This is a genomic window from Pseudactinotalea terrae, assembly GCF_009733845.1.
GTDB lineage: Bacteria > Actinomycetota > Actinomycetes > Actinomycetales > Beutenbergiaceae > Pseudactinotalea > Pseudactinotalea terrae.
On record NZ_WNXZ01000001.1, the window covers coordinates 926,576 to 952,810 of the forward strand.

Here is a 26,235-nt window from a genome sequence, read left to right on the forward strand (position 1 = left end):
AGCGGCCTCCCACCCGAGGGTTCAGCGGGGGTCGATGTACGGGGAGTCGGCCGCGTCGGCCGGCGACTCAGCAGGCCGGGAATCATCGGTCGGGACCTTGGCCGCCTCTGCCTCTTCGGCCCGGCGGGCACCGATCGTGAGCGACATGACTGTGGTGATGGCGAGCACCACGATGATGACGCCGAGCGAGACGAGCGGATCGATCTCCGGGATCACGGTGATGTGCTCGCCGCCGTTGAGCCACGACAGCTCGTTGGTGTGCATCGCGTGGATGATCAGCTTGATCCCGATGAACGTGAGGATCGCGGCGAGGCCGTAGTTGAGGTAGACGAGCTTGTCGAGCAGGCCGTCGACGAGGAAGAAGAGCTGGCGCAGGCCGAGCAGCGAGAACGCGTTGGCCGCGAAGATGATGTACACCTGCGAGGGGCCGCTGAGCTGTTCCGTGACGCCGAAGATCGCGGGGATCGAGTCGACGGCGAACAACAGGTCCGCGCTGCCGATCGCGATCATCACCACGAGCATGGGGGTCACGAGCAGGCGGCCCTTCTCGCGGACGACCATCTTGTCGCCGTGGTAGCCCTCGGTCGTCGGGAACAGCCGGCGCACGAGCCGCAGCGCGACGTTCTCCTTGACCTCGTCGTCCTCGTTCTCGTCCTGGCGCAGCTGCGTGATCGCGGTGTAGAGGAGGAACGCTCCGAAGATCCAGAACACCCAGGAGAAGTTCTCGACGATCGCGACGCCGAGGACGATGAACACCGTGCGCATCAGCAGCGCGATGGTGATGCCGATCAGGAGCACCTTCTGCTGGTACGCGCGCGGGACCCGGAAGCTCCCGAGGATCAGCACGAAGACGAACAGGTTGTCGAGGCTCAGCGACTTCTCCAGCAGGTAGCCCGAGAAGTACGACACACCGTGGGTGTGGTCCCACAGGAACCAGATGAGGACGCCGAAGGCGACGGCGATCCCCACGTAGACAGCCGACCAGATGCCCGCTTCCTTGAGGCTCGGCGCGTGCGGGGTTCGGACGTGTCCGACGAAGTCGACCGTGAGCATGACGACGATCAGACCGACTGTGACGAACCACAGCCACAAAGGGACATCCACGGATACAACCTCCGGTGTCGTGGGCAGAGTCACCGGAGGTCTCCCCCACCGCGGACGTCGGTCCGTGGCCGATGGCACCGAGCCTGAGCTGGGTCAGGTCCGTGATGACGACACCACCGCTTGTGGGGTACTCCCCTCCAACGGTAGAGATCCTAACCGGAGATGCGGGTATCAGGCACGCGACCGGCCGGCAGCACAGCCGACGCAGGTACGCGCTGCGGGTCTGACCCGCAGCCTCTCGACGGCGATCTGTTGCCCGCACACCTCGCAGGCGCCGTAGCTTCCGTGGTCCAGGCGTGCGAGCGCGGCGTCGATGTCCTCGAGATCGTGGCGCACATCACGGGCGAGGGCGTCGACCTGGGACCGCTCGAAGGCGATCGTCGCGCCCTCGGGGTCGTGCTCGTCGTCCACGTTGGAGTGTGCCGTGGCGTCGACGATGTCCTGGAAGTGACCGGTCAGGGCCGCCAGCCGGCGCTCGGAGTCGGCGCGCCGGGCCAGCAGCGCGGCACGCAGCTCCTTCTCCATCTCCGCCGCGAGCACGACCTCAGTTGAGCGCGCGTGTCGAAGGCGGGATGACGCCGTCGGCGTAGAGGCTGATCGCGACATCCTGCAGCGCGGTGAGCGCGACACGCTGGGTGGTGGGACCGTAGGAGATCCGGGCGATCCCGAGCGCCTCGTACTCGGCGGCGGTCAGCGCACCGGGAAGCCCGATCACGCTGACCTTGCGCTCTCCGATCCCCTCGACGAGCCTGCGGGTCACGTCGGCGTCGAGAACGCCCGGGACGAAGACGATGTCCGCACCGGCCGCGAGATAGGCGCGGCCCCGCTCGATCGCGTCGGCGACGGACTCGGCGACAGGTCGACCGCCGCCGCGGACGAACGCGTCGGTGCGGGCGTTGAGCGCGAACGGCACGCCCTCCGCCTCCGCCGCTGCCACGACCGCCTCGACGCGCGCGGCGGCATCGGCGACAGGCAGCAGCCGGTCCTCGATATTGGCACCGACGATGCCGACGCCGAGCGCACGGCGCGTGGTCTCGCCCGGGTCGTCGTACCCGTCGTCGAGGTCCGCCGTTACCGGGACGGAACCCGCCGCCTCGACGATCCGGCCCACCATGTCGAGCGTGATCTCGAGCGGGATGGTGCCATCCGGATAGCCGAAGCTCGCTGCGATCGAGTGGCCCGCCGTGGCGAGCGCCCTCGTCTGCGGAAGCTCGAGGATCGCCTTCGCCGAGACGACGTCCCAGACGTTGACCACGCGCAGGATCTCGGGCGCCGCATGCAGCTCGCGCAGGGCGCGGGCGCGGTCGGCGGGTGAGATGGCTGGCTGGCTCGGGGTGGCTGTCATGCCGCCAGGCTAGTCCGGGGCACCGACGCCGTGGGCCGCCCTCGCGCTCGTCAGCGACTCTTCGCCGACCATCCTTGGCCCCGCGCTGCTCCCCGCTCGCCCATGACGACGGCGCCGCTCACCCTGGTGAGGTGCGCGGCGCCGTCGCACGCGGTCGAGCTACTTGTTGGTGCCCTGCGTGACCGAACCCTGGAGCTGGCGCTGGAAGAACACGTAGCCGATCAGCACCGGCACGATCGTGATGACCACGCCGGCGAACAGCAGCCCGTACTGCGACTGGTAGCCGGCCCCGGACACGAACGACGCCACCGCCTGCGACAGCACCCAGTTGTCGCGCTTGGTGTTCAGCGCCACCGGGAGCAGGTACTGGTTCCACAGGCCCAGGAAGTTGAAGATCGCGACCGAGGCCATGCCGCTCGTCGCCATCGGCAGCATCACCTGGAAGAAGGTGCGCCACTTGCCGGCACCGTCGATCGCCGCCGCCTCGGAGATCTCGCTGGGCAGCCCCTGGAAGAACGCGTACAGGAAGAAGACCGTGAACGGCAGGGCGAACGCGACGTAGGTGATGACAAGGCCGGGAAGCGTGTTCAGCACACCCATGCTCTGCAGCACGAAGAACAGCGGCACGATCGCGAGGAACACCGGGAACGTGAGCCCCGCGAGCATCAGGTAGTAGATCGCGCGTCGGCCGAAGAACTCGAAGCGTGCGAGCACGTAGGCGCACATCGCACCGAGCATCATCACCAGCACCAGCGCGCAGCCGACCACCACGACCGTGTTGAACATGGCCTGGCCAAGCCGCTCGTCGACCCAGGCCAGCACGAAGTTGTCGAACGACCAGCTGCTGGGCAGGGCGAGCGGGGAACCGGAGATGATCTCGCGGTTGGACTTGAACGCCGACAGGAAGACCCACAGCAGCGGCAGGATCACGACGATCGACCAGAGGCCCAGCACCACGTGGGAGGTCGCCGCGACGGCGGTGTCCCCGCGGGAGCCCGGTCCGGACGACCGTCGAGACCGCTCAGGCACCGGCTTGAGACGGTTCTGTGTGTACGACCCAGACGACATCAGTTGCTCCTCGTCGATCCGCCGGTCAGGCGGTTGATGGCGAACACGAGGCCGGCGAAGACCAGCGTGACGACGGCCATCGCGACACCGACGGCGCTCGCGTACCCGAACTGGCTCTGGGCGAACGCCAGCCGGAACAGGTACTGCGGCATCACGAGCGTCGAGTTGTCGGGTCCGCCCGAGTTGTTCAGGATGTGCATGAACACGAAGGCGTCCAGCGCCGCGATGCCGAGGTAGATCCACGCGGTCTGGATGTTCTCGCGGATGCTCGGGATCGTCACCGACCACATGGTGCGCAAGCGCCCGGCGCCGTCGAGGCGCGCGGCCTCGAACGTCTCCGCAGGGATCGCCTTGATCGCCGCGATGAACAGCAGCATGTAGAAGCCGACGGCGCCCCAGATGATGACGAACATGGACGCCGGCAGCGCCGTGCTGACCTGTCCGAGCCAGTTCTGGCGCAGCCCTGCGGGCAGCAGCCCGTTGAGCAGACCGTTCGAGGGGTCGAACACCTTGGTGAAGATCACGCCGGCGACCACGGCGGGGATCACGTACGGGAAGAACGAGACCACGCGGTAGAAGCCGGAGTTCTTCACGCCGACCGTCTGCCCGATCCCCCGTCCGCCGACCGTGACGAGCGTGGCGAAGATCATCGCGATCACGATGACCGCGAACGGCACCACGATGGCGAGCTTGATGTTGTTCCCGAGCGCCGTCTTGAAGGTGGCGTCGTTCACCAGCCGCTCGTAGTTCGCGAAGCCGATGATCTCGAACTCCTGCGAGAACCCGCCCCAGTCGGTGAACGAGTAGAACACCGCCTGGATGAAGGGCCAGATCACCAGCAACAAGAACAGCGCCAGCGGCAGCCCGAGAAACACCAGGAAGAAGCTGATGTTGTCGAATGACCAACGCGCCTTGCGGCGCGCCCGGGTCCCGGAACGGGACCTGGGCGCGCCGGCGCCGGTGACGGGAGTGGTCACGAGACCGGGATGACTTCCTGGGTGTTGCGAGCCTCATCGGTGATGGCCTGGAGGTCGCTGGTGAGCTCCTCGACGCTCTTGGAGCCGTCGAGGAACGCGTTCCAGACGACCAGCTGAGCCTGGTTGAGCCCGTACAGACCCACGAACTTGTGGGTGAAGGTGTCCGATCCGGCTGCACCCAGCATGTCGACCTGGGAGACCAGCGCGGTCGAACCGAAGCCATCAGCGGGAACCGTGTCCTTGATGACCGTCGGTGCCAGCTTCGTCTTGGCGAAGTTGGTGGCCGCCTCGTTCGAGAGCATGATCCGCAGGATCTCCTTGCCGCCTGCGACGTTCGCCGCATCGCTGGGGACGATGAACGGCTCACCCGCCTCGGAGTGCAGCGCGGCCGCCGGCAGCGCCGAGGAGTCGTCGACGACGAAGGACGGGACGCCCATCATCTGGAAGTCGTCCGCGGTGTTGTCCTTCATCTCGTTCTCGATCCATGAGCCCGAGGGGTACAGCAGCGCGTCCTGGTCGAGAGACCACTGCGCCTGGGCGTCGGTGAAGAACGTGCCGGACCCGCCGGGCTTGACGTAGCCGGCGTCCACGATCTCCTTCATCGCGGTGAACACGGCCTGCACCGCATCCTTCGACCAGCAGCCCTCCTCGAGGTTCTCGAGGGCGAGGCGGACCTCGTCGCCACCCTGCTTGATCGCGGAGTCGATGGCCAGGGTCTGGTAGTACGTCGCCGCCTCCTTGCCCCACGCGAACAGGAACTTGCCCTGCTCCTGCGCCGCGGCGCCGAGCTCGAGGGCCTCGGCCCAGGTCGTCGGGGCAGTCCAGCCGTTGGCGTCGAACAGGCTCTTCGAGTACCAGACGCCGTACACGGTGAGCACGTAGTTGATCGCCGCGAGCTTGCCGTCGTAGACGCCCGAGTCGAGGACGTTGGGTGCGATGAGGGTGTCGCGGATCGTGGTGCCCTCGAGGTTGGGAGCGTCCACGACGTCGGTGAGGTCCTCGATCTGCTCGAGGATCGCGCCGAAGCCCATCGACTGCGCACCGGAGTTGTCGATCAGGTCCGGCGGGTCGCCGGCGACGAAGCGGGGCTGCAGCGCGGCCGTGATCTCGGTGGTGGGCTCGACCGTGGCCTCGCCGCCCCACATCTCGTTGAAGATCGCGGTCGCGAACTCGACGTAGTCGACGCCGTAGCCGCCGTTGAAGATCACCGTCTCGACGTTCGAGCCCTCTTCGATGCCGAAGGGGTTGCTGGCGTCGGCAGGAGCGCTGCTCTCGTCGCCGCCATCGGTGGTCTCGTCGTCGTCACCGCCGCCGCCGCCGGTGGCGCAGGAGGCGAGGCCGAAGGGCACTGCGGCCGCCGTGAAGAGCGCGCCACGCAGCACGTTCCGGCGGGTGAAGGAGGACTTGGAGTCCGACATGGTGGGTGCTTCCTTTCAGATGGAACCGGCGGTGCGGTCATTGCAGCCGCCGAGGTTGTTCGACTAGATGGACTGGATGCGGCCCTCGTATCGGGCCGTGAGGGCGTCGTTGTGCTCGTCCCCGCCGGGCACGTTCGCCGAGATGTACACGGGCGGCACCTCGCCGTCGTCGATGAGCTTGGTGACGACGCCGATGGTGAGCGCCTGCGCGATGTAGGCCGCCGTGATGGACGACACCGCACCGACGCCCACACCGTCACCGACGGTGAGGGTGGCGTCCCCGTAAGGTGCGAGGTTGTCGATGACGACATCGGCGACCTCGGACAGTCGCTTCCCGCTGGGGTGCTTGGGATCGACTGCGTTCGTGTGGGCCAGGCTGGTCACGGCGATCAGCCGGTGACCCCGCTCCTTGGCCGCCAGCGCCATGCCGACGATCGAGGAGTTGACCCCGGAGTTGCTCGCGATGATGAACACGTCGGCGGGGTCGAGGTTGGTGAGGTCCAGCAGCTCGGGCACCACGGAACCGTCGCGCTCGAGCCCGGCGCCCATGAGGTCGTCGACCACCCGGGTGCCGCGCAGCACCACGTTCCGCAGCGCGATCCGATGCGCGGGGATCAAACCGCCGGCGCGACCGGCGATCTCCATCGCGAAGGCCTCGGAGTGCCCGGTACCGAACGCCTGGATGACACCGCCGGCGCGGATCGACGCCACGAGCAGGTCGATCGCCTCGTCGAGGCCCCCGGATCTCGCCACCTCGGCCAGCTGGCTGAGGCGACCGCTCACCTCCTCGGCGAAGACGGCGTGTGCGTTCGGGCTGGACTGGTTCATGCGATGGCCTCCTGAGGGTGCTTGCCGTTGGGGACTGCTCGGTGAGCGGCGACAGCCGCCGCGGACACATCCAGCTTCGCCACTGCCCCTGCGTAGTCCTCTTGCATGACGAGGATGTAAATGAAGTCGAGGACGAGCAGCTGCGCGTGCTTCGTGGACAGGTCCGCGGGGTGCTGGTACTGGTTCGGGACGGCGGCGAGCAGGCACTCGTCGGCGACCGCCTCGAGCGGGGTGTGGCGCCTGCTGGTGATGGCCACCGTCAGCGCACCGCAGTCGCGGGCGCGGCTGAGCATCTCGATCGTCTCGACCGTCTCGCCGCTGTTCGAGATGCCGACGGCGACGTCGGAGGACCCGAGCATCGAGGCACTCGCCAGCCCGGTGTGGACATCTGCCCAGGCGTGCGTGTTCACGCCGATGCGGAAGAACCGGTGCTCCATCTCCTGGGCGACGACGGCACTGCCACCGGTGCCGTACAGGTCCACCTGGCCGCAGTGGGCGATCGCGTGCGCGATACGGCCGCTGGCCTCGAGATCGATGCCGCCTGCGGTGGACTGCAGGGAGCTGACGTGGCCGCTGAGCAGCGTGCGCAGCACGTCGCGAGGCTCGTCACTGGGCTGGAAGGCCGTGCCGATCTCGACACGCGTCGGTGTGCGACCGACGTCGGTCGCGACCGCGACACGGAACTGGATGTAGCCGTCGAACCCCAGCATCCTGCAGAAGCGGGTGACCGTGGCCGGTGAGGTGCCGGCGCGGTGGGCAAGCTCGGTGATCGACATCCGCAGCGGCGCGGTCGGGTCGGACAGCAAGACACGCCCGATCTTGCGCATCGCCTCGCTCATCTGCGGCAGGGCAGACTCGACCTGTTGCGACACCTGCAGGGCGGTGCCGATCTCGGTCGAGCCAGCGATCACTGAAAATCCCTCTCACGTCATTGGGGGTTGGATGAAATATATTCTCATACGATGCTCGTTGTCGAGCATCTAGGACACAGAAAGATCACAATGCTGCATCTTCTTGGCATCGACGCCGGCGGGACGTCCACCCGGGCGATGCTTCTGACCGGCGATGGCACCTGTCTGGGCATCGGCCGCGGTGGCCGCGGGAACCCCGTCTCCGACGGCGTCGAGCCCGCCGCCGCTGCGATCGGGACCGCCGTGGCGGGTGCGCTGTCGTTCGCCCCCGAGGTCCAGCCGGCCGCGATCACCGCCGTCACGCTCGCGATGGCCGGTGGCTCCATCGGAGGACCGGACGCGCCGTGGCTCCGCCCGACGCTCGACGACCTGGGGGTCCGCGCACCGTCGCGCATCGAGCCGGACCTGTTGGCCATGTTCGCCTCCGGAACGCACGAGCCCGACGGCTACGGCCTGGTCGCCGGAACCGGCTCGACGGCGGTCCGGGTGCGCGGGGGCGAGGTCGACCTCACCGCGGACGGCCTGGGGTGGCTGCTCGGCGACAAGGGCTCAGGGTTTTGGATCGGTCACCAGATCGCTCGCGCGGTGGCGGCGCACCTGGACGGTCGTGGCCCGGCGACCAGTCTCACCCCCGCCGTTCTCCTCGCCCTGGGGGTGACGGAGACCGCGGAGATCGACCGCAACGGCCGGACCGCCTCCCTCGGCCACCTTGTCACCGCGGTGTACGGAGCCTCACCCCTGCGGCTCGCATCACTTGCCCCGCTGGCCTTCGCCGACACAGCAGACGCCGTCTCGACAGAGATCGTGGCCGAGGCGGAGGCAGCGCTGGCCGAGCTCGTCCTCGACGTCGCGGTGCCCGAGCTGACCGGTCCCCTGGTGGTCGGCGGTGGTGTGGCGACGCAGCCGCGTGTGCGTGAGGCGGTGGTCGGCACGGTACGGGCGAGGGGCGTCACCGGCCCGGTCCACCGCGTCGATGACGGTCTGGTCGGTGCCGGCGTGATCGCCCTGCGGCGCGCGGGCATCCTTGTCGACGCCGAGATCTTCACGCGGCTTGCGGAGACGACTGCCTCACGCCGTGGCTGAGGTCATCTCCCGGAGCTCGCGCTTGAGGTCGCGGATCTCGTCACGCAGCCGGGCCGCGACCTCGAACTGCAGCTCCTCCGCGGCCGCGTGCATCTGGCCCGATAGCTCCTGGATCAGGTCGGCGAGGTCCGCTGCCGGAGCGCCGGCACGCGTGCTGCGCTCCGAGGCGGCGCCCTTGGCAGGCACCGGCGCCTTGCGGCCCTTGCCCTGCTGTCGGTAACCGCCGGCGAGCAGCTCAGCGGTATCGACATCCTCGCGCGCGAGCATGTCGGTGATGTCACCGATCTTCTTGCGCAGCGGCGTCGGGTCGATGCCGTGCTCCCGGTTGTACTCGACCTGCGTCTCGCGGCGGCGGCTCGTCTCCTCGAGCGCCGCCTTCATCGACGGCGTGATCGTGTCCGCGTACATGTGCACCTGGCCCGAGACGTTACGGGCGGCACGGCCGATGGTCTGGATCAGCGACCGCGACGAGCGGAGGAACCCCTCCTTGTCGGCATCGAGGATCGCGACCAGCGACACCTCGGGCAGGTCCAGACCCTCACGCAGCAGGTTGATGCCGACCAGCACGTCGTAGACGCCGCTGCGCAGCTCGCGGAGCAGCTCGACCCGGCGCAGGGTGTCGACCTCGGAGTGCAGGTACCGCACCCGGACATCCCGCTCCAGGAAGTAGTCGGTGAGGTCTTCTGCCATCTTCTTGGTGAGGGTGGTCACGAGCACGCGCTCGTCGCGGTCGGTGCGCTCCCGGATCTCGTGCAGCAGGTCGTCGATCTGCCCCTTGGTGGGCTTGACCACCACCTCCGGGTCGACGAGGCCCGTCGGGCGGATGATCTGCTCGACCACGCCGTCGGACACGGACATCTCGTAGTCGCCCGGGGTCGCCGAGAGGTACACGGTCTGACCGATGCGGTCGAGGAACTCCTCCCACTTGAGCGGGCGGTTGTCGACAGCGGACGGCAGCCGGAACCCGTGGTCGACCAGCATCCGCTTGCGCGAGAAATCGCCCTCGAACATCGCCCCGATCTGAGGCACGGTCACGTGCGACTCGTCGATGACGAGCAGGAAGTCCTCGGGGAAGTAGTCGAGCAGGGTGTGGGGCGCGCTGCCGGGCTCACGACCATCGATGTGCATCGAGTAGTTCTCGATGCCTGAGCAGCTGCCGATCTGCCGCATCATCTCGATGTCGTAGGTGGTGCGCATGCGCAGGCGCTGCGCCTCGAGCAGCTTGCCCTGCTTCTCGAAGGTCTCCAGCCGATCCGCGAGCTCGGCCTCGATGCCGGCGATCGCGCGCTCCATCCGCTCCGGCCCCGCCACGTAGTGGGTGGCCGGGAACAAGAACATCTCCTCCTCGGCCCGGATCACATCGCCCGTGAGCGGGTGCAGCGTGGCGATCGAGGTGATCTCATCCCCGAACATCTCGATCCGGATCGCGAGCTCCTCGTAGACCGGGATGATCTCGATCGTGTCGCCACGGACGCGGAACGTGCCGCGCGTGAACGACATGTCGTTGCGCACGTACTGCATCTGCACGAACCGGCGCAGCAGCTGGTCGCGATCCACCTCCTGCCCCACGTGCAGCCGCACCATGCGGTCGACGTACTCCTGGGGCGTGCCGAGCCCGTAGATGCACGAGACCGAGGCCACCACGATCACGTCACGCCGCGTGAGCAACGAGTTCGTGGCCGAGTGCCGCAGCCGTTCGACCTCGTCGTTGATCGAGGAGTCCTTCTCGATGTAGGTGTCCGTGGAGGGGACGTAGGCCTCGGGCTGGTAGTAGTCGTAGTACGAGACGAAGTACTCGACAGCGTTGTTCGGCAGCAGCTCGCGGAACTCGGTGGCGAGCTGCGCCGCCAGGGTCTTGTTCGGCGCCATCACCAGCGTGGGCCGCTGCACCTGCTCGATCATCCAGGCCGTGGTGGCCGACTTCCCGGTACCGGTGGCGCCGAGCAGCACGATGTCCTTCTCGCCGGCGCGCAACCGTTCGGTGAGCTCGGCGATCGCGGTGGGCTGGTCCCCGGAGGGCGTGTACTCCGAGACGACCTCGAACGGGGCGACGGTGCGCTGGAGATCGGTGACGGGACGCATGGGACAACGCTACGTCCAGCCACCGACATCTCGGCGTCTGCTCGCTCACAGCGATAACGTGGACGAGCAGCACGCAGTGGGACCGAACCAGGACGGAGGCAGGAACGATGTCATCGGTGATCGACGAGCTGCTGGAGCTCGAGCACCGGGGCTGGGAGTCCTTGTGCCGGGGCACCGGCGCCGACTTCTACGGACAGCTGATGACCGAGGACGCCGTGATGGTGCTCGCCCATGGGTTCGCCATGGACCGGGCGGCGGTGATCGCGTCGCTCGACGACGCACCGGCCTGGGACCGGTACGAGATCACCGACGAGCGCCTGATCGAGCCCGGCGACGACTGCGCGATCCTGGTCTACTCCGGTCGCGCCCGTCGCGGCGACGAGCCCGAGTTCCACGCGCTGATGTCCAGCGTCTACACCCGCACCGGTGGGCAGTGGCGGCTCGCTCTCTACCAGCAGACCGTGGTCCCGGGCCGGCAGTGACCGAGCTGCCCGTCGACGAGCAGGCCACCTGGTGGTCGGTCCCCGCCGCCGAGATCGACCACGCGATCGCCACCCGCCCCCTCGTGGTTCTCCTGCACGGCCTCGGCGCGGACGAGCGCGACCTGGCCGGACTGGTCCCGGCACTCCCTGCGCCCCTGGTGTACGCGAGCATCCGTGCGCCGCTCCCGATCTCCGGCATGCCCGGCTACGCGTGGTTCCCACCGCTGCTGGCGGAGGGGATCTCGGCCGACGCCGCCTACGTCGACGCCTCGACCCGTGGCGTGCTGAGCTGGCTCGAGAAGACACACGCACGGGCGCGCACCCACCAGGCGGTCGCACTGCTCGGTTTCTCCCAGGGCGCGGCGATGGCTGTGCAGCTGCTCCGGCACGCTCCCGAGCTCTTCGCGGGCGCCGTCGCCCTCTCGGGCTTCGTGGCACCGGGGCTGGTGGCCGGCGACGAGGCGATGTCGCAGATCCGGCCGCCGGTCTTCTGGGGATACGACCCGGCAGACCCGGTGGTCACCACCCCGGCGACCGATCGGCTGCGCGACTTCCTGGGTGCGCACGCCGACGTCCAGGAGCATCGGTACGCCGGGATCGGGCACGGCATCAGCGGCGCGGAAGCCACCGCCGTCGGAAGGTATCTCACGGATCTCCTCGGCGAGTGACTCCCGGCCTCGGGTGGGGCAGGATGGAGGGACCCGAATGTCGATGAGAGGGAGTTACCCATGGCTGCTGTGTCGAAGGCAACGACGACCTGGAACGGTGATCTGACCTCGGGGAACGGTTCCACCGCGCTCGAGACCTCGGGCATCGGCACCTACGAGGTCTCGTGGAAGGCCCGCACGGAGCCCGGCGCCGGCACCACCAACCCCGAGGAGCTGCTGGCCGCGGCTCACGCCTCCTGCTTCTCGATGGCGCTCTCGCACGGTCTCGCCGAGAACGGCACGCCGTCCACCTCGGTCACCACGACCGCCGAGGTCAGCTTCGTCGCCGGGACCGGCATCACCGGGATCTCGCTCACGACGACGGCGACCGTGCCCGATCTCGATGACGCGGACTTCCAGCGGATCGCCGAGGAGACGAAGACCGGCTGCCCGGTCTCGGCAGCCCTGGCAGCCGTGCCGATCACGCTGAGCGCGTCGCTCGCCTGATCTCGGTCCCCGGGTCGTCCCCGCTGGGCTTGATCTTGAGCACGGCGGGACGCCCCGGGTCCGCGTTCGCGAAGACGGTGGGGCGCACCTGCACGAAACCGGCCGGCAGCAGCGCGTCGGCCTCCAGGTCCGGATCGGCGGCTCGCGCCCGTAGCTCGATCACGTCCAGGCGAGGCTCGGCGCCGCGCCGCTTCTCCCGGACCCGGCTCAGCACGCCCTCCCCGGAACGCTCGATCCTGCTGATCAGGCGCTCGACCGCGCTGTCCCGACCGGTCGACGCCCCGGTCCGCTCCCCCGGCTCCGCCCAGTGCCCTGCCGCGAGATTCTCGGCGAACGGCACGATGCGGGCCCGCCACATCAGCTCGACGACCGAGCGGAGCTGATCCTCGGTCCCCTCGTTGTCGAGCCACACGTCGGCCGCGCGGCGCCTGGCCTCGTCGTCGGCCTGCGCAGCGATCCGCGCTGTTGCCTGCTCCCGAGACAGCCCCCGGAGCACCGCACGCTCGATCCTGACCGAGACCGAGGCGCCGACGACGACCACCAGGTGGTACTGCGCCGCCATGCCGTTCTCGACGATCAGCGGCACGTCGTTGATGACGACGACATCCTCCGGGAGCTGCGAGATCCGTGCCCGCGTCTCCTCCCGCACGAGCGGGTGCACGATCCCGTTGAGGGTCCTCAGCGCATCGGTGTCGGAGAAGACCCGCTGCGCCAGTCGCTGCCGGTCCAAGGACCCGTCGGGGCGCAGCACGCCGCGCCCGAACGCGTTCTTGACGGCGTCGAGACCCGGGGTGCCCTGCTCGACGACGTCCCGAGCGATCCGGTCCGCGTCGATGAGCACCCCACCCAGCTCGGAGAGGATTGCGGCAACGGTCGACTTCCCGGAGGCGATCCCGCCCGTCAGACCGACGTGCAGCATGGCGTCACTCTAGGCGCTCGCAGCCCGGCGCCCTGCCTCTCACTGCTCGACAGCGTCGAGAACCGCCCGTGCCGCCTCGCGAGCAGCCCCCGGATCTGTGGTGGCCAGCGCCGCGCGGGCCGCCTCCTGGCATGCCGCCAGGCTGACGCCGCTCAGGCGCGCTCCCACGGCTGGCAGCGCCGCCGCTGCTGCCGACAACGACGTCACGCCGAGCCCCACGAGCACGGCAGCCAGGGTGGGGTCCGCGGCGGCCTCGCCGCACACACCCACTGGCTTCCCCGCGCGCTCTCCCGCCTGCGCGGTGATGCCCACGAGCTGGAGCACGGCCGGCTGCCACGGGTCGCTCAGCGCGGCCAACGAGGGCGAGAGCCGGTCCGCGGCCATCGTGTACTGGGTGAGGTCGTTGGTCCCGATCGAGACGAAGTCGACGACGGCGAGCAGCGACTCGGCCAGCAGCGCGGCGGCGGGGACCTCGATCATGATGCCCGGCACCATGCCGCGGCTGCGGACCCGCTCGGCGAAGAACTCGGCCTCGGCGAGAGTCGCGACCATCGGAGCCATCACCCAGACGCTGTCGCGGGACTGCGCAGCGGCAGCGATCGCGTCGAGCTGCCGGTCGAGGATGCCCGGGTCGTCGAGCGCGATGCGCAGTCCGCGGATGCCGAGTGCCGGGTTCGCCTCGTCGGGAAGGCCCGCGTACACGATCGGCTTGTCGGAGCCGGCATCGAGCGTGCGCACCACGATCTTGGAGTCGGGGAACGCCTCCATGACGCCGCGGTAGATCGCGGTCTGCTGCTCGACACTGGGCTCCGCGGACGCCGACAGGAAGCAGAGCTCGGTACGGAACAACCCGATGCCCTGCGCGACACCGTTCGCAGCCTCGCGAGCGGCCGCGCCGTCGGCGACGTTGGCGAGGAGCTCGACCTCGTGACCGTCGGAGGTGTGCCCGGTCCCCCGCCAGGTGGCCGCCTCGCGCGCTCGGTCGCCGGCGGCACTGACCTGCTGCTGCGCCTCGGCCTCGTCAGGCTCGGCGACGACCGTGCCGGTCTCGCCGTCGACCAGGACAAGGGTTCCCGCCGGGATCTCCTCGATCCCCGAGACAGCCACGACGCTCGGGATGCCGAGCTGCCGGGCGATGATCGCGGTGTGGCTGGTGGGGCCACCGAGACGCGTCGCGAGGGCGACCACGAGCTGGGGATCGAGCAGTGCCGCGTCGGCGGGCGCGAGGTCGTCCGCGAGCAGCACCGAGGGAACCTCGGGGGCGGGAACACCGGGCTCGGGGAGACCGAGCAGCTCGGCTACGACACGGTCGCGGATGTCCTCGAGGTCGGTGACGCGCTCGGCCATGAGGCCACCGGCGGCGGCGAACATCGTGGTGAACTGCTCGGTCGCCGCGACGACCGCCTGCACGGCGGGGGTGCCGGAACCGATCGCCTTCTCGACGGCGGCTGCCAGGCTCGGGTCGTTGGCCATCACGGCGGTGGTGGTGAGTACCTCGGCCGCCTGTCCGCTCGCACGCGCAGCACGCTCCTCCAGGCCCGACGCCACGGCAGCCACAGCGCCGCGGAATCGCTCGCGCTCGCCGTCACGGCCACCCTCGGGGACCTCCGCGGCGATCGCGGAGACCGTGGGGCGCGGCGCCGGCCGAACCGCCGGTCCGTACCCGATGCCGGGTACCACCGGGGTTCCGTGAAGTGTCGTGCTCGTCATGTGCAGCTGCCCTTCCGCCCTCCGAACGATCGACCCAATCTATGGAGCAGGGCCGGACCGAACGGCCGCTTCCGGCGCCTGGGGCCTGTGATACCCCGCACATCGACGCTCCCGGTCTCGCTCAGTCGCTGCTCCCGGTCGCCACGGCGAGATCGGCCTCGCGGTCGAGCGCATCCTCGATCACGGTGCGGACGGCGGCCACGCTGTCCTCGAGCCGGTCGAGCGGTACGTGCACGAAGCCGGCACGCCGGCCGGGGCGCAGGTTCGCCCACGTCGCAGCCCGGTAGAACACCGCGTTGCACACGAACGTCCCGGCCGTCATCGACAGCTCGACGTCGTGTCCCTCGTCCGTCAGCCTGGCCGCTGACGCGCGCACCGGCAGGGTCGTCGACAGCGCCAGCGGGCCGCCGGCGATCACGGGTGCGTCGAACGGCCGCGCGCCGTCGTTGTCGGGGATCTCGGCCTCGCGGATGTTCACGGCGAGCCGTTCCAGGCTGGGGCGGTCACGCCGGGCGGCCAGGCCGACGCTGACGACCACCGCGGGCTCGACCTCCTGGAGCAGCTCGAGCAGCCGCAGTCCCGCCCTGTCGTAGGCGACGGGGAGCACCTCCCGGTGCAGCTGTTCCGGGCGCTCCCACTCCATGGCCACGCGCTCGGTCACCGCGATCGACGGGTTGTGCGTGGCGCCCGCGAACGGCTCGAACGCGGTCAGCAGGACGGAGCGGGGCATCAGGCGATCCTAGGGCGAGCATGACGAAGGCCCGCCATCCTCCACAGGATGGCGGGCCGCCGTCGAGCAGTCAGAGCCGCAAGGCTCTCAGGCTCAGTTGCCGGTCAGCTTCTCGCGAAGCGCGGCGAGCGCCTCGTCCGAGGCGAGCGTGCCGGCCGTCTCCGGCGCGGTCGAGCTGTAGGTCGCGGACTCCGCGGTGGAGCTGCTCGAGCTCGTGCTCGTGGAAGCCTCGTTGTCGGCCTCGGTGGCCTCGGCGACCTGCTTCTTGTGCGCCTCCCAGCGAGCGTGGGCGGTGGCGTACTGCGCCTCCCAGGCCTCGCGCTGGGTGTCGAAGCCCTCGAGCCACTCGTTGGTCTCCGGGTCGAAGCCCTCGGGGTACTTGTAGTTGCCGGCCTCGTCGTACTCCGCCGCCATGCCGTACAGCGACGGGTCGAAGTCGTCGCTGGTGGGGTCGACACCCTCGTTGGCCTGCTTGAGGGACAGCGAGATCCGACGGCGCTCCAGGTCGATGTCGATGACCTTGACGAACACCTCGTCGTCGACCTTCGCGACCTGCTCGGGCACCTCGACGTGGCGCTGGGCCAGCTCGGAGATGTGCACGAGACCCTCGATGCCGTCCTCGACGCGCACGAACGCACCGAACGGGACGAGCTTGGTGACCTTGCCCGGCACGACCTGCCCGATGGCGTGGGTGCGGGCGAAGGCCTGCCACGGGTCCTCCTGCGTCGCCTTCAGCGACAGCGAGACGCGCTCGCGGTCGAAGTCGACATCGAGAACCTCGACCGTGACCTCCTGGCCGACCTCGACAACCTCGTTCGGGTGGTCGATGTGCTTCCAGGACAGCTCGGAGACGTGCACGAGGCCGTCGACGCCGCCGAGGTCCACGAACGCACCGAAGTTGACGATCGAGGACACGACACCGCTGCGGACCTGGCCCTTGGCGAGGGTCTGCAGGAAGGTGGAGCGGACCTCGGACTGGGTCTGCTCGAGCCACGCACGGCGCGAGAGAACGACGTTGTTGCGGTTCTTGTCGAGCTCGATGATCTTGGCCTCGATCTGCTGCCCGATGTAGGGCTGCAGGTCGCGGACGCGGCGCATCTCGACCAGCGACGCGGGCAGGAAGCCGCGCAGGCCGATGTCGAGGATCAGGCCGCCCTTGACGACCTCGATGACGGTGCCGGTGACGACACCGTCCTCTTCCTTGATCTTCTCGATCGTGCCCCAGGCGCGCTCGTACTGGGCGCGCTTCTTGGACAGCAGCAGCCGACCCTCCTTGTCCTCCTTCTGGAGAACGAGGGCCTCGACGTGCTCGCCGACCGCGACGACCTCGGTGGGGTCGACATCGTGCTTGATGGAGAGCTCGCGGGAGAGGATGACGCCTTCGGTCTTGTAGCCGATGTCGAGGAGGACCTCGTCACGGTCGACCTTGACGATGGTGCCTTCGACGATGTCACCGTCGTTGAAGTACTTGATGGTCGCGTCGACGGCTGCGAGGAAGTCTTCTTCCGAGCCGATGTCGTTGACGGCGACCTGCGGTGCGGCGGTGCTCGAAGGGGCGGTGATAGTCAAGAGATGAACTCCGTTGCGGACAGGGATAGTTGGGACACGCTGACTGGCTCGCACCGACGGCTGCCGGGCGGGGCCGAGGTGCTCCGCGCCCCCGTCGCTCAACCGCACCCACGGTCACGTGGGGACGACGCACGGGCGCACATGACGCACCAACAGAAAATCTTAGCATTCGGGACCGCGGTGGCGAACCGCGGGCGGCGCGTCCACCAGACCGTGCGCTACGCGCGAGAGCGCGCGACCGCACCCCAGATCGCCAGCACGGCGCCCTTGATCAGGAAGAACGCGCCGATCAGGAACAGAGCGATCGCTCCGAACGCGGCGTTGCCCGTCAGCCCCTGGCTGCCCATGTACACCATGACCCCGATCCCGGCGACGGCCAGCAGCAGGCCGATCCCGATCGTCTTCAGACCTCGGACCAGCCGGTCCCGACCGCTCTCCTGAGCGGCAGCGGCAGGTGCAACGGTGGGCTGAGGCTGGTCGGCGGGGACGTGGGGTGTCTCGGTCACGGCGAGACGCTAGCAGCCAGGAACGAGCGCAGCGTCGCCAGGAATGCCTCGGGCTGCTCGGAGTGCACCCAGTGACCGGCCCCTTTGACGCTGACCCTCACGGCTCGCGGGAACAGGGCGCGCATGGCTGCGGTGTCGTCTTGGCTCGTGTAGTCGGATCGCTCCCCCACGACCCACATGACGGGTCTGTCGAAGGTCGCACCGCTCGGCCGGGGGAAGCCTCCGACGACGTCCAGCGAGCGGCGGAGCAGGGTCAGGTTCGCACGCCACCGCCAGCCCTCGTCGGTGCGGTGCAGGTTCTGCAGCAGGAACCCGCGCACGGTCGGGTTCGGGATCAGATCCTGCAGCTGCGCGTCGGCGTCGGCGCGATCCACGAGTGCCTCGAGGTCGAGCGTCGCGAGCGATCCGAGGAGCTGCTCGAACTCCGACACGTCGCGGCTGGGACCCGGCGCGATGTCGACGACGACGAGCCGGTCCACCAGATCCCGGTGCCGCAGCGCGACCAACATGGCGACCTTGCCGCCCAGCGAGTGCCCGACCAGGTGAACGGCCCCGGTCCCCTCGGCGCGGACGGCCTCGGCGACGGCGTCCGCCATCGCGACGAGGTCGACGGTCTCGGTCCAGGTGGAGCGGCCATGGTTCGGCAGGTCGACCAACAGGCTCCGCAGATCTGGCTGCAGCCCCTTGGCGATCGTCATGAAGTTGCGGCCCTGACCGAACAGCCCGTGCAGGAAGACGACGGTCGGGACGCCGTCGACCTCATCACCGATGGAGAGGGTGTGCAGCACGCCCCTACGCTACCGACCCGCGCGCTTCTGGTGGAGTGGAGCGACATCCGCCACGCGTTCGTGGAATGCTCGGGTGCTGTGAGCGCTGACCATCCTCAGCTCGCCCGCGCCGGCTACGAGGTCGTCGACGGCGAGGCCGCGGCTCGGGCGACCGCGCTGTGGTGGAGCGCGGAGGCGCCCGAGTACCTGGCTGAGCACGGCGAGTTCCTGGGCGACGTGGACTTCTGCTGGTGCCCCGAGGGACTGCGGGAGTCGGAGGCGCACCTTCTCGGCCCGCTCGAGACGCTGCGCGGCGAACGTGTGCTCGAGATCGGCGCCGGCGCGGCGCAGTGCTCGCGCTGGCTCCGCTCCCAGGGCGTGGACGCGGTCGCCACCGACGTGGCCGAGGGCATGGTCGCGGCTGCTGCCGAGCTGGACGCCCGGACCGGGGTGTCGGTCCCGATGACGGTCGCGGACGCACGCGCGCTGCCGTTTCCCGGCGGCTCCTTCGACGTCGCGTTCACGGCGTTCGGTGCGATCCCGTTCGTCCCGGATGCCGACGCCGTCCACGGTGAGGTCGCCCGCGTGCTCCGCCCGGGCGGGCGCTGGGTGTTCTCGGTGACCCACCCGCTGCGGTGGGCGTTCCCGGACGACCCGACGACGGCCGGGCTCACCGCGGTGCGCTCCTACTTCGACCGTACCCCGTACGTCGAGGCGGACGAGGCCGGCGCACCCACCTACGCCGAGTTCCACCGCACCGTCGGCGACCACGTGCGGGAGCTCGTCGGCGCCGGGTTCATCGTCCGGGACCTGGTCGAGCCGGCGTGGCCCGAGGGCCATGACGGCGTCTGGGGCGGCTGGGGTCCGGAGCGCGGCCGACTGCTGCCCGGCACCCTGATCGTGTCGGCGGTGCTGGGCTGACCAACCCTCGGCTCAGTGGCCGGCGTCCTGCCAGGACGTGCCCACGCCGACCGAGACGTCCAGCGGGACCGACAGCGCCGTGGCCGCACCCATCTGCTCGCGCAGCACCATCTCGGCCGCCGCGGCCTCGCCCGGCGCGACCTCGAGCAAGAGCTCGTCGTGGACCTGGAGCAGCAGCCGTGTGGCCATGCCTTGCGCGCGCAGCTCCCGGTCGACGTTGATCATCGCGACCTTGATGATGTCGGCGGCGCTGCCCTGGATCGGCGCGTTGAGCGCCATCCGCTCGGCCATCTCGCGGCGCTGCCGGTTGTCGCTGACCAGGTCCGGCAGGTACCGACGGCGGCCGAGGATCGTCTCCGTGTACCCGTTGCCGCGCGCTTCGGCGACGATGTCGTCGAGGTACGAGCGGACCGCGCCGAACCGCTCGAAGTACTCCTCCATCAGCGCCTTGGCCTCACCGGTGGAGATCTTCAGCTGGTTCGAGAGACCGAACGCGCTCAGCCCGTAGGCCAGCCCGTAGCTCATCGCCTTGATCTTCGAGCGCTGCGCGGCCGTGACCTCCTCGGGCTCGACGCCGAACACCCGTGATCCCACGAAGCTGTGCAGGTCCTCACCGGTACGGAACGCCTCGATCAGCCCCTCGTCACCCGAGAGGTGGGCCATGATCCGCATCTCGATCTGGCTGTAGTCGGCTGTCATCAGGTTCTCGTAGCCCTCGCCCACGACGAACGCCGCCCTGATGCGGTTGCCCTCCTCGGTGCGGATCGGGATGTTCTGCAGGTTGGGCTCCGACGATGACAGCCGCCCGGTGGCCGCGATCGTCTGGCTGTAGGTCGTGTGGATCCGCCCATCGGGCGCGACCGTGCGCAGCAGCCCTTCGACCGTCTGCCGCAACCGGATCGCGTCACGATGAGCGAGCAGGTGCGCCAGGAACGGGTGCTCGGTCTTGGCGTACAGCTCGGCGAGCGCATCCGCGTCTGTCGTGTACCCGGTCTTCGTCTTGCGGGTCTTCGGCATGTTCAGCTGGTCGAAGAGGATCTCCTGCAGCTGCTTGGGAGACGACAGGTTCACCTCGCGACCGATGACGTCGTACGCCTCCCCTGCGGCCCCGTCGACAGCAGCGGTGAAGTGCTTCTCGAGCTCGCGCAGGTAGTCGACATCCGCCGCGATCCCCGCCTTCTCCATGCGGGCGAGCACCTCCACCACCGGCAGCTCGACCTCGGCGAGCAGCGCGGCGCCGCCGCGGCCCTGCAGGTCCGCTCCGATCACATCGGCGAGCTCGCGCACGGCGGCAGCCCGCATGGCGCTCAGCTCATCCTCCTCGGGCCCGTCGAGGCTGAGCACCTGCTGCCCGCCGGCATCGGCACCGCCGCCACCGATCTCCTTGTGGAGCCGCCGGACCGCAAGATCATCGAGCGCGAAGAGACGCTGATCGGGGTGACACAGGTACTCCGCCACCGCCGTGTCGAACGCGACGCCCTGGAGCGGCAGCCCGCGCCCGTCGAGGGAGTGCCACGCGCTCTTGGCATCGTGCAGCGCCTTGGGCTGCGCCGGGTCGGCGAGCCAGTCGGCCAGCGCGGCCTCGTCCTCGGGAGAGATGTCGGTGAGGTCCAGCGTGAGTGCTGCGCCGGCGTCATCGGCGAGCGCGATCCCCCAGGCATCGCCGCTGCCGTGGGCGATGCTGCCACGCACATCCACGCCGAGCAGCCGACCAGCTCGCGCGCCCAGCCACTGCCCGACGCCCGTGCGGGTCACGTCGACCTCGAAGGGCAAGGCATCGACCGTCTCGGCATCGGTCGGAGTCATCGCGAACAGCCGGTCGCGCAGGATACGGAACTCGAGCGCGTCGAACACCTGGTGCACCTGCTCGCGCGAGTAGGGCTTGCGCTCGAGATCGGACAGCGCGAGCGGCAGCACCACATCGGTGTGCAAGCGGTTGATCTGACGGTTGACGATCACCTGATCGAGGTTGGCGCGCAGGTTCTCACCCGCGACGCCACCGATCGCGGGCGCATTCGCGATGATGCCGTCGAGCCCGCCGTGGGCGAGGATCCACTTCGCCGCCGTCTTGGGGCCGACCTTGGGAACCCCGGGCAGGTTGTCGCTCGACTCCCCCACCAGCGCTGCGAGATCGCTGTAGCTGCTCGGCGGCACCCCGTAGCGCTCCTCGACCGCAGCGGCGTCCATACGGGCGAGATCGGACACACCCTTGCGCGGGTAGAGCACCTGGACCCGGTCGTTGATCAGCTGGAACGTGTCGCGGTCGCCGGAGCAGATGAAGACGTCCATGTCCGCGTCCCCGCCCTGCAGCGCGAGGGTGGCGAGGACGTCATCTGCCTCGTAGCCCTCGATGCCGAGCCGCGGGATCGAGAGCGCCTCCAGCACCTGCTCGATCAGCGGGATCTGGCCGCGGAACTCCTCGGGGCTGGTGCTGCGGTTCGCCTTGTACTCGGCGTAGGCGTCGGTACGGAAGGTGGCGCCGCTGACGTCGAAGGCCACCACCACGTGCGTGGGCTCGACGTCGCGCAACAGGTTGATCAGCATCGAGGTGAAGCCGTAGACGGCGTTCGTGTGCTGCCCCGTCGTCGTCGAGAAGTTCTCGACCGGGAGAGCGAAGAACGCCCGGTAGGCCATCGAGTGGCCGTCGATGATGAGGAGCTTGGGTCGCGCCGATGCCGTCACAGGTGCCAGCCTAGGTGCCATGTCCGACATCGAAGCGACCACCGACCCGGGCCTCGGGCAGTTCGACCTGCGCGGCACGCTGCTGGAGCGCATGGGGATCGCGATCGCCGAGGCGAGCGCGGAACGCACCGCGGGCACGATGCCCGTGGCGGGGAACACACAGCCCGCCGGCTTGCTCCACGGCGGGGCTTCCGCTGTTCTCGCCGAGAGCCTCGGATCGATCGCGGCGACTCTCCACGCAGGCCCGGGCCGCGCCGCCGTCGGGGTCGAGCTCAACGCCACGCACCACCGGGCGATGCGCGAGGGCCTCGTGTCGGGTGTCGCCACGCCGGTGCACCTCGGACGCTCGCTGGCCACCTACGAGATCGTCATCACCGACGAACGGGACCGGCGCGTGTGCACCGCGCGGCTGACCTGCATGCTGATCGACTCCCGAACCTGATCGACGACGACGGCCGGGCACCCCGTGCGGGGGCCCGGCCGTCGCGGATCCAGCGTCGATCAGCCGCCGAGCGGCGGCACCAGGTCCGGGTACTCCTCGAGCCACGCCTCGACACCCGCTGCCGGGTCGTCAGCGTTCTGGACCGTGGCGAGGTCTTCGAGCGCACCGTACTGGGTGTCGTCCAGCTTGATCTCGCCGATCCACTCGGCGACCTCCGGGAACTCCTCGGTGAAGCCGGTGCGCGCGAGCCAGTGCAGCGCCTCGGGCTCGCCGAACGCGCCCTCCGGGTCCTCGAGATCACGCACGTTGTACTCGGCATTCGCCCAGAACGGCCGCCACAGCGTCACGACGATCTCCTCCTCGGCGCTGATGGCGCTCTCGAGCTCCGCGATCATCGCGGAGGTCGAGGAGGTGGCGAGCGTGAAGCCCGCCTCGTCGAGACCGTAGGTGGGGATCACGCTGTCCTGCGTGGCCTCAGTGAGACCAGCGCCGGGCTCGATGCCCACGATCCGGCCGCCGAGCTCGTCGACGTACTCCGGCAGCTCGGCGATCGAGTTGATCTCGCTGTACTCGGGCACCGCGAAGGTCAGCACGGCACCCTCGTAGTAGAAGCCGAGGTCCTCGATCTGATCCGCGTACTCCTCCATGTAGGAGGCGTGCGTCACCTCGGGCCACGCCGAGGGGTAGATGTCGACGTCACCCTGGGCGAGCGCGGTGTACAGCACACCGGCGTCCGAGAGCTCCTGGTGCTCGACCGTGTATCCGGCCTCCTCCAGCTTGTTCTCGAGCAGGTGGGCGGTGCTCAGACCATCGGTCCACGACGGGATGTAGCCGAGCGTGATGGTGCCCATGTCCTCGCCCCCGCCGCTCTCCGAGGTGGTGGGGTCGCCGCTGCCGTTGCTGCCCGAGTCGCTGTTGTCAGGGTTGCACGCTGCGAGCGTCAGCCCGAGCGCGGCAGCCGCACCCAGGGCGACCACCTGGCGGCGGCCGATCGTCGTACGGGACTTCATGTGTACTCCTTCTCTCCAGATGTCCTGGTTCGATGGTGGGTGGACTAGTTCAGACGCCGGAACCCACGGCGCGTGCGGCCTGCTCGGGCTCGCCGGGCTGCTGGTCGTCGGCGTGCGGCTCGTCGTCGCCCTGCGGCTCCGCGGCGGCGGTCTGCGCGGCCACGGTGCGTCGGCCGCGGACCTTGGCGGCCAGCGAGTGCGCGGTCGGCTTCCCGATGGCGCCGGTCAGGCGGTCGAGGAAGATCGCGAGGATGACGATCGCCAGCCCGGCCTCGAAACCGACAGCCACATCGACGCGACCGAACGCGTTGGTCACGGTCTGCCCCAGGCCGGGGGCGCCGACGAATCCGGCCATGACGACCATCGAGAGCGCGAGCATGATGACCTGGTTGACGCCGGCCATGATCGTCGGCAGCCCGAGCGGGAGCTGGATGCCGCGCAGGATCTGCCACGGGGTACCGCCGAACGCCTCACCCGCCTCGACGGTCTCGGCGTCGACCTGCCGGATGGCGAGCTCGGTCAGCCGGATGCCCGGCGAGATCGCGAACACGATGGTGGCGACGATGCCCGGGGCGTACCCGATGCTGAAGAAGATCACCACGGGCACGAGGTAGACGAGCGCCGGGATCGTCTGCAGGAAGTCGAGCACGGGCCGCACGATCGTGCTGACGACCGAGCTGCGCGCGGCAAGGATGCCGATCGGGATCCCGATGACGAGCGCGACCAGGGTCGCGACCAGCACCATCGAGAGCGTCTGCATGGCCTCGTTCCAGAGCCCCATGCTCATCACCAGCACCATGCCGACGGCGGTGAACGCCGCGAACCAGAGCGACCGGACCCATGCGGCGATCAGCACGAAGATGCCGGCGACCAGCAGCGGGTGGAACAGCAGCAGGAAGTCGGTGATCGCACCAGCGCTGTCGTTGAAGGAGCCGGCGATCCACGACAGCAGGCCCGGGAGGTGGGCCTTGATCCAGTCGACGAACGCCTCGGCACCGAGACCGAGCGGGATGTCGGGAAGCCAGCTCATCGTGCACCTCCGGTCGTGTCGTCGTCCTCGCCGTTCGACGCCGGATCAGCGAGGGCGGTCAGCAGGGTGACGCGTGGGATCAGTCCCACCAGCACGCCGTCCTCCTTCACGACGGCGAGCGGTGCGCGGGTGGCAGCGGCGTCGGCGAACAGGTCAGCGACCTGCGCGTCGGGGGCCACGCGCGCGACGTCGCGGGACATCCGCGGAAGCTTGTCGCTGCCCTGCCGCAACGCCTCGGCGACGTCGTCCTCCCAGACGATCCCCTGCACGCGTCGGTCACGGCTGACGACCAGCAGCGCGGGGGTCTGGTGCTCACGCATCAGGCGGTGCGCGGTGCGAGGCCCGGCGTCCGGGCCGACGACGGCGACCGGGCGTTCCATCACCGAGCTCGCGGTGAGCACCCGGGACCGATCGACCTCGGCAACGAACTGCGCCACGTAGTCGTTCGCCGGGTCGGTGAGGATGTCTTCGGGGGTACCGACCTGCACGATCCGCCCGTTGCGCATCATCGCGATGCGATCCCCGAGGCGCATCGCCTCGTTGAGGTCGTGCGTGATGAACACGATCGTCATGCCGAGCTGCGCCTGCAGCTCGAGCAGCTGGTCCTGCATCTCCTTGCGGATCAGGGGGTCGAGCGCGCTGAAGGCCTCGTCCATGAGCAGGATGTCGGTGCCGGCCGCGAGCGCTCGGGCGAGGCCGACCCGCTGTCGCATGCCGCCCGAGAGCTCGGAGGGCAGATAGCTGCCCCAGCCGTCGAGGCCGACCATCGCCAGCGCCTCCTCGGCCCGGGCCATGCGCTCGGCCTTGCCCACGCCCCGCAGCTGCAGCGCATAGGCGGCGTTCTCACCCACCGTGCGGTGCGGCAGCAGCGCGAAGTGCTGGAAGACCATCGAGATCCGGTTGCGGCGGATCTCGCGCAGCTGCTTCGGGGTTGCGCCGTCCAGTCGGTCCTCGCCGATCGTCACCGACCCTGCGGTCGGCTCCCACAGCCCGTTCAGGGTGCGGATCAGCGTCGACTTGCCGGAGCCCGACAGGCCCATGACGACGAAGATCTCGCCCTTCTTGACCTGGAAGCTCGCGTCGATGACGGCTGCGGTCGTGCCTTGCGGGAGATCGTCACGGTCACCGCCCTTCTCCAGGTGCTCGACCGCTCCACGAGCACCCTTGCCGAAGACCTTGTAGAGACCGTCGACGGTGAGAGCGAGGTCGTCGGAGCTGTCCACCGATTCGGTGGCGCTCAGCAGTGTGTGTGTCTCGGTCACGTTTCCTGTGCCTCGGCGCAGAGCGCATCGAGGTCTTGGGTCACGGTCCGGGCTTCCGGGGCGGGCTCTGCCACGCACCGCTGTGGAGCGGCGCCACCACCGGCCGCCATACGCCCGTCACCCCCCGTGACGGCCGCGGCCTTGGTCTGAGGCGCAATTCCGTGCAGCACACGGTTTCGCGCCTCAAGCACCGTAACAGGAGCCTGTCGGGTCGTGCAGGGCAGCTCGACCGGCC

Annotated in this window: 25 protein-coding genes; 6 read left to right on the top strand and 19 right to left on the bottom strand. The window is 69.3% G+C overall.

Going from position 1 to position 26,235, the window contains the following annotated elements; translation table 11 throughout:
* Positions 1-21: 21 nt before the first annotated feature.
* The 8 genes from GPA03_RS04245 to GPA03_RS04280 all read right to left on the bottom strand — a co-directional run bounded on the left by GPA03_RS04245 (position 22) and on the right by GPA03_RS04280 (position 7,651).
* Positions 22-1,104: a TerC family protein gene (locus GPA03_RS04245; RefSeq protein WP_156250715.1), complete on the bottom strand. Its 1,083-nt coding sequence runs from the start codon at positions 1,102-1,104 to the stop codon at positions 22-24.
* Positions 1,105-1,275: 171 nt separating this feature from the next.
* Positions 1,276-1,644 (bottom strand): TraR/DksA family transcriptional regulator, encoded by a 369-nt coding sequence (locus tag GPA03_RS04250; RefSeq protein WP_241681082.1) that lies wholly within the window; start codon positions 1,642-1,644, stop codon positions 1,276-1,278.
* A 4-nt stretch (positions 1,645-1,648) separates the two neighbouring features.
* The gene (locus tag GPA03_RS04255) at positions 1,649-2,449 is read right to left on the bottom strand and encodes an isocitrate lyase/PEP mutase family protein (RefSeq protein WP_156250716.1); all 801 of its coding nucleotides are present in this window, start codon (positions 2,447-2,449) and stop codon (positions 1,649-1,651) included.
* A gap of 159 nt (positions 2,450-2,608) precedes the next feature.
* Positions 2,609-3,517, bottom strand: a complete 909-nt coding sequence (locus tag GPA03_RS04260; RefSeq protein WP_156250717.1) for a carbohydrate ABC transporter permease — start codon at positions 3,515-3,517, stop codon at positions 2,609-2,611.
* A complete protein-coding gene (locus GPA03_RS04265) occupies positions 3,517-4,494 on the bottom strand; it encodes a carbohydrate ABC transporter permease (protein ID WP_156250718.1) in 978 nt (325 codons plus the stop codon). The genes GPA03_RS04260 and GPA03_RS04265 overlap by 1 nt, the downstream gene beginning before the upstream one ends.
* Positions 4,491-5,912: an N-acetylglucosamine/diacetylchitobiose ABC transporter substrate-binding protein gene (ngcE, locus tag GPA03_RS04270; RefSeq protein ID WP_156250719.1), complete on the bottom strand. Its 1,422-nt coding sequence runs from the start codon at positions 5,910-5,912 to the stop codon at positions 4,491-4,493. Before ngcE ends, GPA03_RS04265 begins: the two co-directional genes overlap by 4 nt.
* Positions 5,913-5,975: 63 nt before the next feature.
* On the bottom strand, positions 5,976-6,740 hold the full coding sequence (locus GPA03_RS04275) for a sugar isomerase domain-containing protein (RefSeq protein WP_156250720.1): 765 nt from the start codon (positions 6,738-6,740) through the stop codon (positions 5,976-5,978).
* On the bottom strand, positions 6,737-7,651 hold the full coding sequence (locus tag GPA03_RS04280; protein WP_241681083.1) for a MurR/RpiR family transcriptional regulator: 915 nt from the start codon (positions 7,649-7,651) through the stop codon (positions 6,737-6,739). Before GPA03_RS04280 ends, GPA03_RS04275 begins: the two co-directional genes overlap by 4 nt.
* Positions 7,652-7,741: 90 nt before the next feature.
* Here GPA03_RS04280 and GPA03_RS04285 point away from each other — a divergent pair, with 90 nt between their 5' ends.
* A complete protein-coding gene (locus GPA03_RS04285) occupies positions 7,742-8,734 on the top strand; it encodes an N-acetylglucosamine kinase (RefSeq protein WP_162458250.1) in 993 nt (330 codons plus the stop codon).
* Here the strand turns inward: GPA03_RS04285 and uvrB are convergent.
* Entirely contained in the window at positions 8,720-10,816 is a 2,097-nt protein-coding gene (gene uvrB / locus GPA03_RS04290; protein ID WP_156250722.1) for an excinuclease ABC subunit UvrB, read from the bottom strand. The genes GPA03_RS04285 and uvrB overlap by 15 nt on opposite strands.
* Before the next feature lie 107 nt (positions 10,817-10,923).
* Between uvrB and GPA03_RS04295 the strand changes: the two genes are divergently transcribed.
* Genes GPA03_RS04295 through GPA03_RS04305 form a run of 3 tightly spaced genes read left to right on the top strand, consistent with a single transcriptional unit; the run spans position 10,924 to position 12,452 of the window.
* On the top strand, positions 10,924-11,298 hold the full coding sequence (locus tag GPA03_RS04295; RefSeq protein WP_156250723.1) for a nuclear transport factor 2 family protein: 375 nt from the start codon (positions 10,924-10,926) through the stop codon (positions 11,296-11,298).
* Positions 11,295-11,966: an alpha/beta hydrolase gene (locus tag GPA03_RS04300; RefSeq protein ID WP_162458251.1), complete on the top strand. Its 672-nt coding sequence runs from the start codon at positions 11,295-11,297 to the stop codon at positions 11,964-11,966. Before GPA03_RS04295 ends, GPA03_RS04300 begins: the two co-directional genes overlap by 4 nt.
* A gap of 60 nt (positions 11,967-12,026) precedes the next feature.
* Positions 12,027-12,452 carry an OsmC family peroxiredoxin gene (locus tag GPA03_RS04305; RefSeq protein ID WP_156250725.1) on the top strand — a complete coding sequence of 142 codons (426 nt, stop codon included), beginning with the start codon at positions 12,027-12,029 and terminating at the stop codon, positions 12,450-12,452.
* On the opposite strand, the gene coaE is transcribed toward GPA03_RS04305, so the two are convergent.
* The 6 genes from coaE to GPA03_RS04335 all read right to left on the bottom strand — a co-directional run bounded on the left by coaE (position 12,427) and on the right by GPA03_RS04335 (position 18,674).
* Entirely contained in the window at positions 12,427-13,371 is a 945-nt protein-coding gene (coaE, locus tag GPA03_RS04310) for a dephospho-CoA kinase (protein WP_156250726.1), read from the bottom strand. The genes GPA03_RS04305 and coaE overlap by 26 nt on opposite strands.
* 39 nt (positions 13,372-13,410) lie before the next feature.
* Positions 13,411-15,081, bottom strand: a complete 1,671-nt coding sequence (ptsP, locus tag GPA03_RS04315; protein WP_194239492.1) for a phosphoenolpyruvate--protein phosphotransferase — start codon at positions 15,079-15,081, stop codon at positions 13,411-13,413.
* 121 nt (positions 15,082-15,202) lie between these two features.
* Positions 15,203-15,811, bottom strand: a complete 609-nt coding sequence (locus GPA03_RS04320) for a pyroglutamyl-peptidase I (RefSeq protein ID WP_156250728.1) — start codon at positions 15,809-15,811, stop codon at positions 15,203-15,205.
* A gap of 93 nt (positions 15,812-15,904) precedes the next feature.
* On the bottom strand, positions 15,905-17,380 hold the full coding sequence (gene rpsA, locus GPA03_RS04325; RefSeq protein ID WP_156250729.1) for a 30S ribosomal protein S1: 1,476 nt from the start codon (positions 17,378-17,380) through the stop codon (positions 15,905-15,907).
* Between the two features lie 218 nt (positions 17,381-17,598).
* On the bottom strand, positions 17,599-17,886 hold the full coding sequence (locus GPA03_RS04330) for a hypothetical protein (RefSeq protein ID WP_156250730.1): 288 nt from the start codon (positions 17,884-17,886) through the stop codon (positions 17,599-17,601).
* Positions 17,883-18,674: an alpha/beta fold hydrolase gene (locus GPA03_RS04335; protein WP_338325718.1), complete on the bottom strand. Its 792-nt coding sequence runs from the start codon at positions 18,672-18,674 to the stop codon at positions 17,883-17,885. The genes GPA03_RS04330 and GPA03_RS04335 overlap by 4 nt, the downstream gene beginning before the upstream one ends.
* Positions 18,675-18,752: 78 nt before the next feature.
* On the opposite strand from GPA03_RS04335, the gene GPA03_RS04340 reads away from it, so the two are divergent.
* Positions 18,753-19,574 carry a class I SAM-dependent methyltransferase gene (locus GPA03_RS04340; protein WP_241681084.1) on the top strand — a complete coding sequence of 274 codons (822 nt, stop codon included), beginning with the start codon at positions 18,753-18,755 and terminating at the stop codon, positions 19,572-19,574.
* Positions 19,575-19,586: 12 nt separating this feature from the next.
* Here GPA03_RS04340 and polA read toward each other — a convergent pair whose 3' ends face one another.
* Positions 19,587-22,277, bottom strand: coding sequence for a DNA polymerase I (gene polA, locus GPA03_RS04345; protein WP_156250731.1), 2,691 nt, complete (start codon positions 22,275-22,277; stop codon positions 19,587-19,589).
* Between polA and GPA03_RS04350 the strand changes: the two genes are divergently transcribed.
* The gene (locus tag GPA03_RS04350) at positions 22,276-22,698 is read left to right on the top strand and encodes a hotdog fold thioesterase (RefSeq protein ID WP_156250732.1); all 423 of its coding nucleotides are present in this window, start codon (positions 22,276-22,278) and stop codon (positions 22,696-22,698) included. The genes polA and GPA03_RS04350 overlap by 2 nt on opposite strands.
* Before the next feature lie 59 nt (positions 22,699-22,757).
* On the opposite strand, the gene GPA03_RS04355 is transcribed toward GPA03_RS04350, so the two are convergent.
* The 3 genes from GPA03_RS04355 to GPA03_RS04365 are packed head-to-tail and all read right to left on the bottom strand — an operon-like array spanning position 22,758 to position 25,961.
* Entirely contained in the window at positions 22,758-23,708 is a 951-nt protein-coding gene (locus GPA03_RS04355) for a glycine betaine ABC transporter substrate-binding protein (protein ID WP_194239493.1), read from the bottom strand.
* Positions 23,709-23,757: 49 nt separating this feature from the next.
* Positions 23,758-24,738, bottom strand: a complete 981-nt coding sequence (locus tag GPA03_RS04360; RefSeq protein WP_156250733.1) for an ABC transporter permease — start codon at positions 24,736-24,738, stop codon at positions 23,758-23,760.
* Entirely contained in the window at positions 24,735-25,961 is a 1,227-nt protein-coding gene (locus tag GPA03_RS04365) for a quaternary amine ABC transporter ATP-binding protein (RefSeq protein ID WP_156251346.1), read from the bottom strand. The genes GPA03_RS04360 and GPA03_RS04365 overlap by 4 nt, the downstream gene beginning before the upstream one ends.
* Positions 25,962-26,235 lie beyond the last annotated feature (274 nt).

Bases quoted from the DNA above. Each gene is read 5' to 3' on its own strand.
- GPA03_RS04350 (WP_156250732.1), top strand. From the start codon at position 22,276: ATGTCCGACATCGAAGCGACCACCGACCCGGGCCTCGGGCAGTTCGAC.
- coaE (WP_156250726.1), bottom strand. From the start codon at position 13,371: ATGCTGCACGTCGGTCTGACGGGCGGGATCGCCTCCGGGAAGTCGACC.
- polA (WP_156250731.1), bottom strand. From the start codon at position 22,277: ATGGCACCTAGGCTGGCACCTGTGACGGCATCGGCGCGACCCAAGCTC.
- ptsP (WP_194239492.1), bottom strand. From the start codon at position 15,081: ATGACGAGCACGACACTTCACGGAACCCCGGTGGTACCCGGCATCGGG.
- GPA03_RS04295 (WP_156250723.1), top strand. From the start codon at position 10,924: ATGTCATCGGTGATCGACGAGCTGCTGGAGCTCGAGCACCGGGGCTGG.
- GPA03_RS04320 (WP_156250728.1), bottom strand. From the start codon at position 15,811: ATGCCCCGCTCCGTCCTGCTGACCGCGTTCGAGCCGTTCGCGGGCGCC.
- ngcE (WP_156250719.1), bottom strand. From the start codon at position 5,912: ATGTCGGACTCCAAGTCCTCCTTCACCCGCCGGAACGTGCTGCGTGGC.
- GPA03_RS04285 (WP_162458250.1), top strand. From the start codon at position 7,742: ATGCTGCATCTTCTTGGCATCGACGCCGGCGGGACGTCCACCCGGGCG.
- GPA03_RS04305 (WP_156250725.1), top strand. From the start codon at position 12,027: ATGGCTGCTGTGTCGAAGGCAACGACGACCTGGAACGGTGATCTGACC.
- GPA03_RS04275 (WP_156250720.1), bottom strand. From the start codon at position 6,740: ATGAACCAGTCCAGCCCGAACGCACACGCCGTCTTCGCCGAGGAGGTG.
- GPA03_RS04260 (WP_156250717.1), bottom strand. From the start codon at position 3,517: ATGTCGTCTGGGTCGTACACACAGAACCGTCTCAAGCCGGTGCCTGAG.
- GPA03_RS04255 (WP_156250716.1), bottom strand. From the start codon at position 2,449: ATGACAGCCACCCCGAGCCAGCCAGCCATCTCACCCGCCGACCGCGCC.
- GPA03_RS04355 (WP_194239493.1), bottom strand. From the start codon at position 23,708: ATGAAGTCCCGTACGACGATCGGCCGCCGCCAGGTGGTCGCCCTGGGT.
- GPA03_RS04360 (WP_156250733.1), bottom strand. From the start codon at position 24,738: ATGAGCTGGCTTCCCGACATCCCGCTCGGTCTCGGTGCCGAGGCGTTC.
- uvrB (WP_156250722.1), bottom strand. From the start codon at position 10,816: ATGCGTCCCGTCACCGATCTCCAGCGCACCGTCGCCCCGTTCGAGGTC.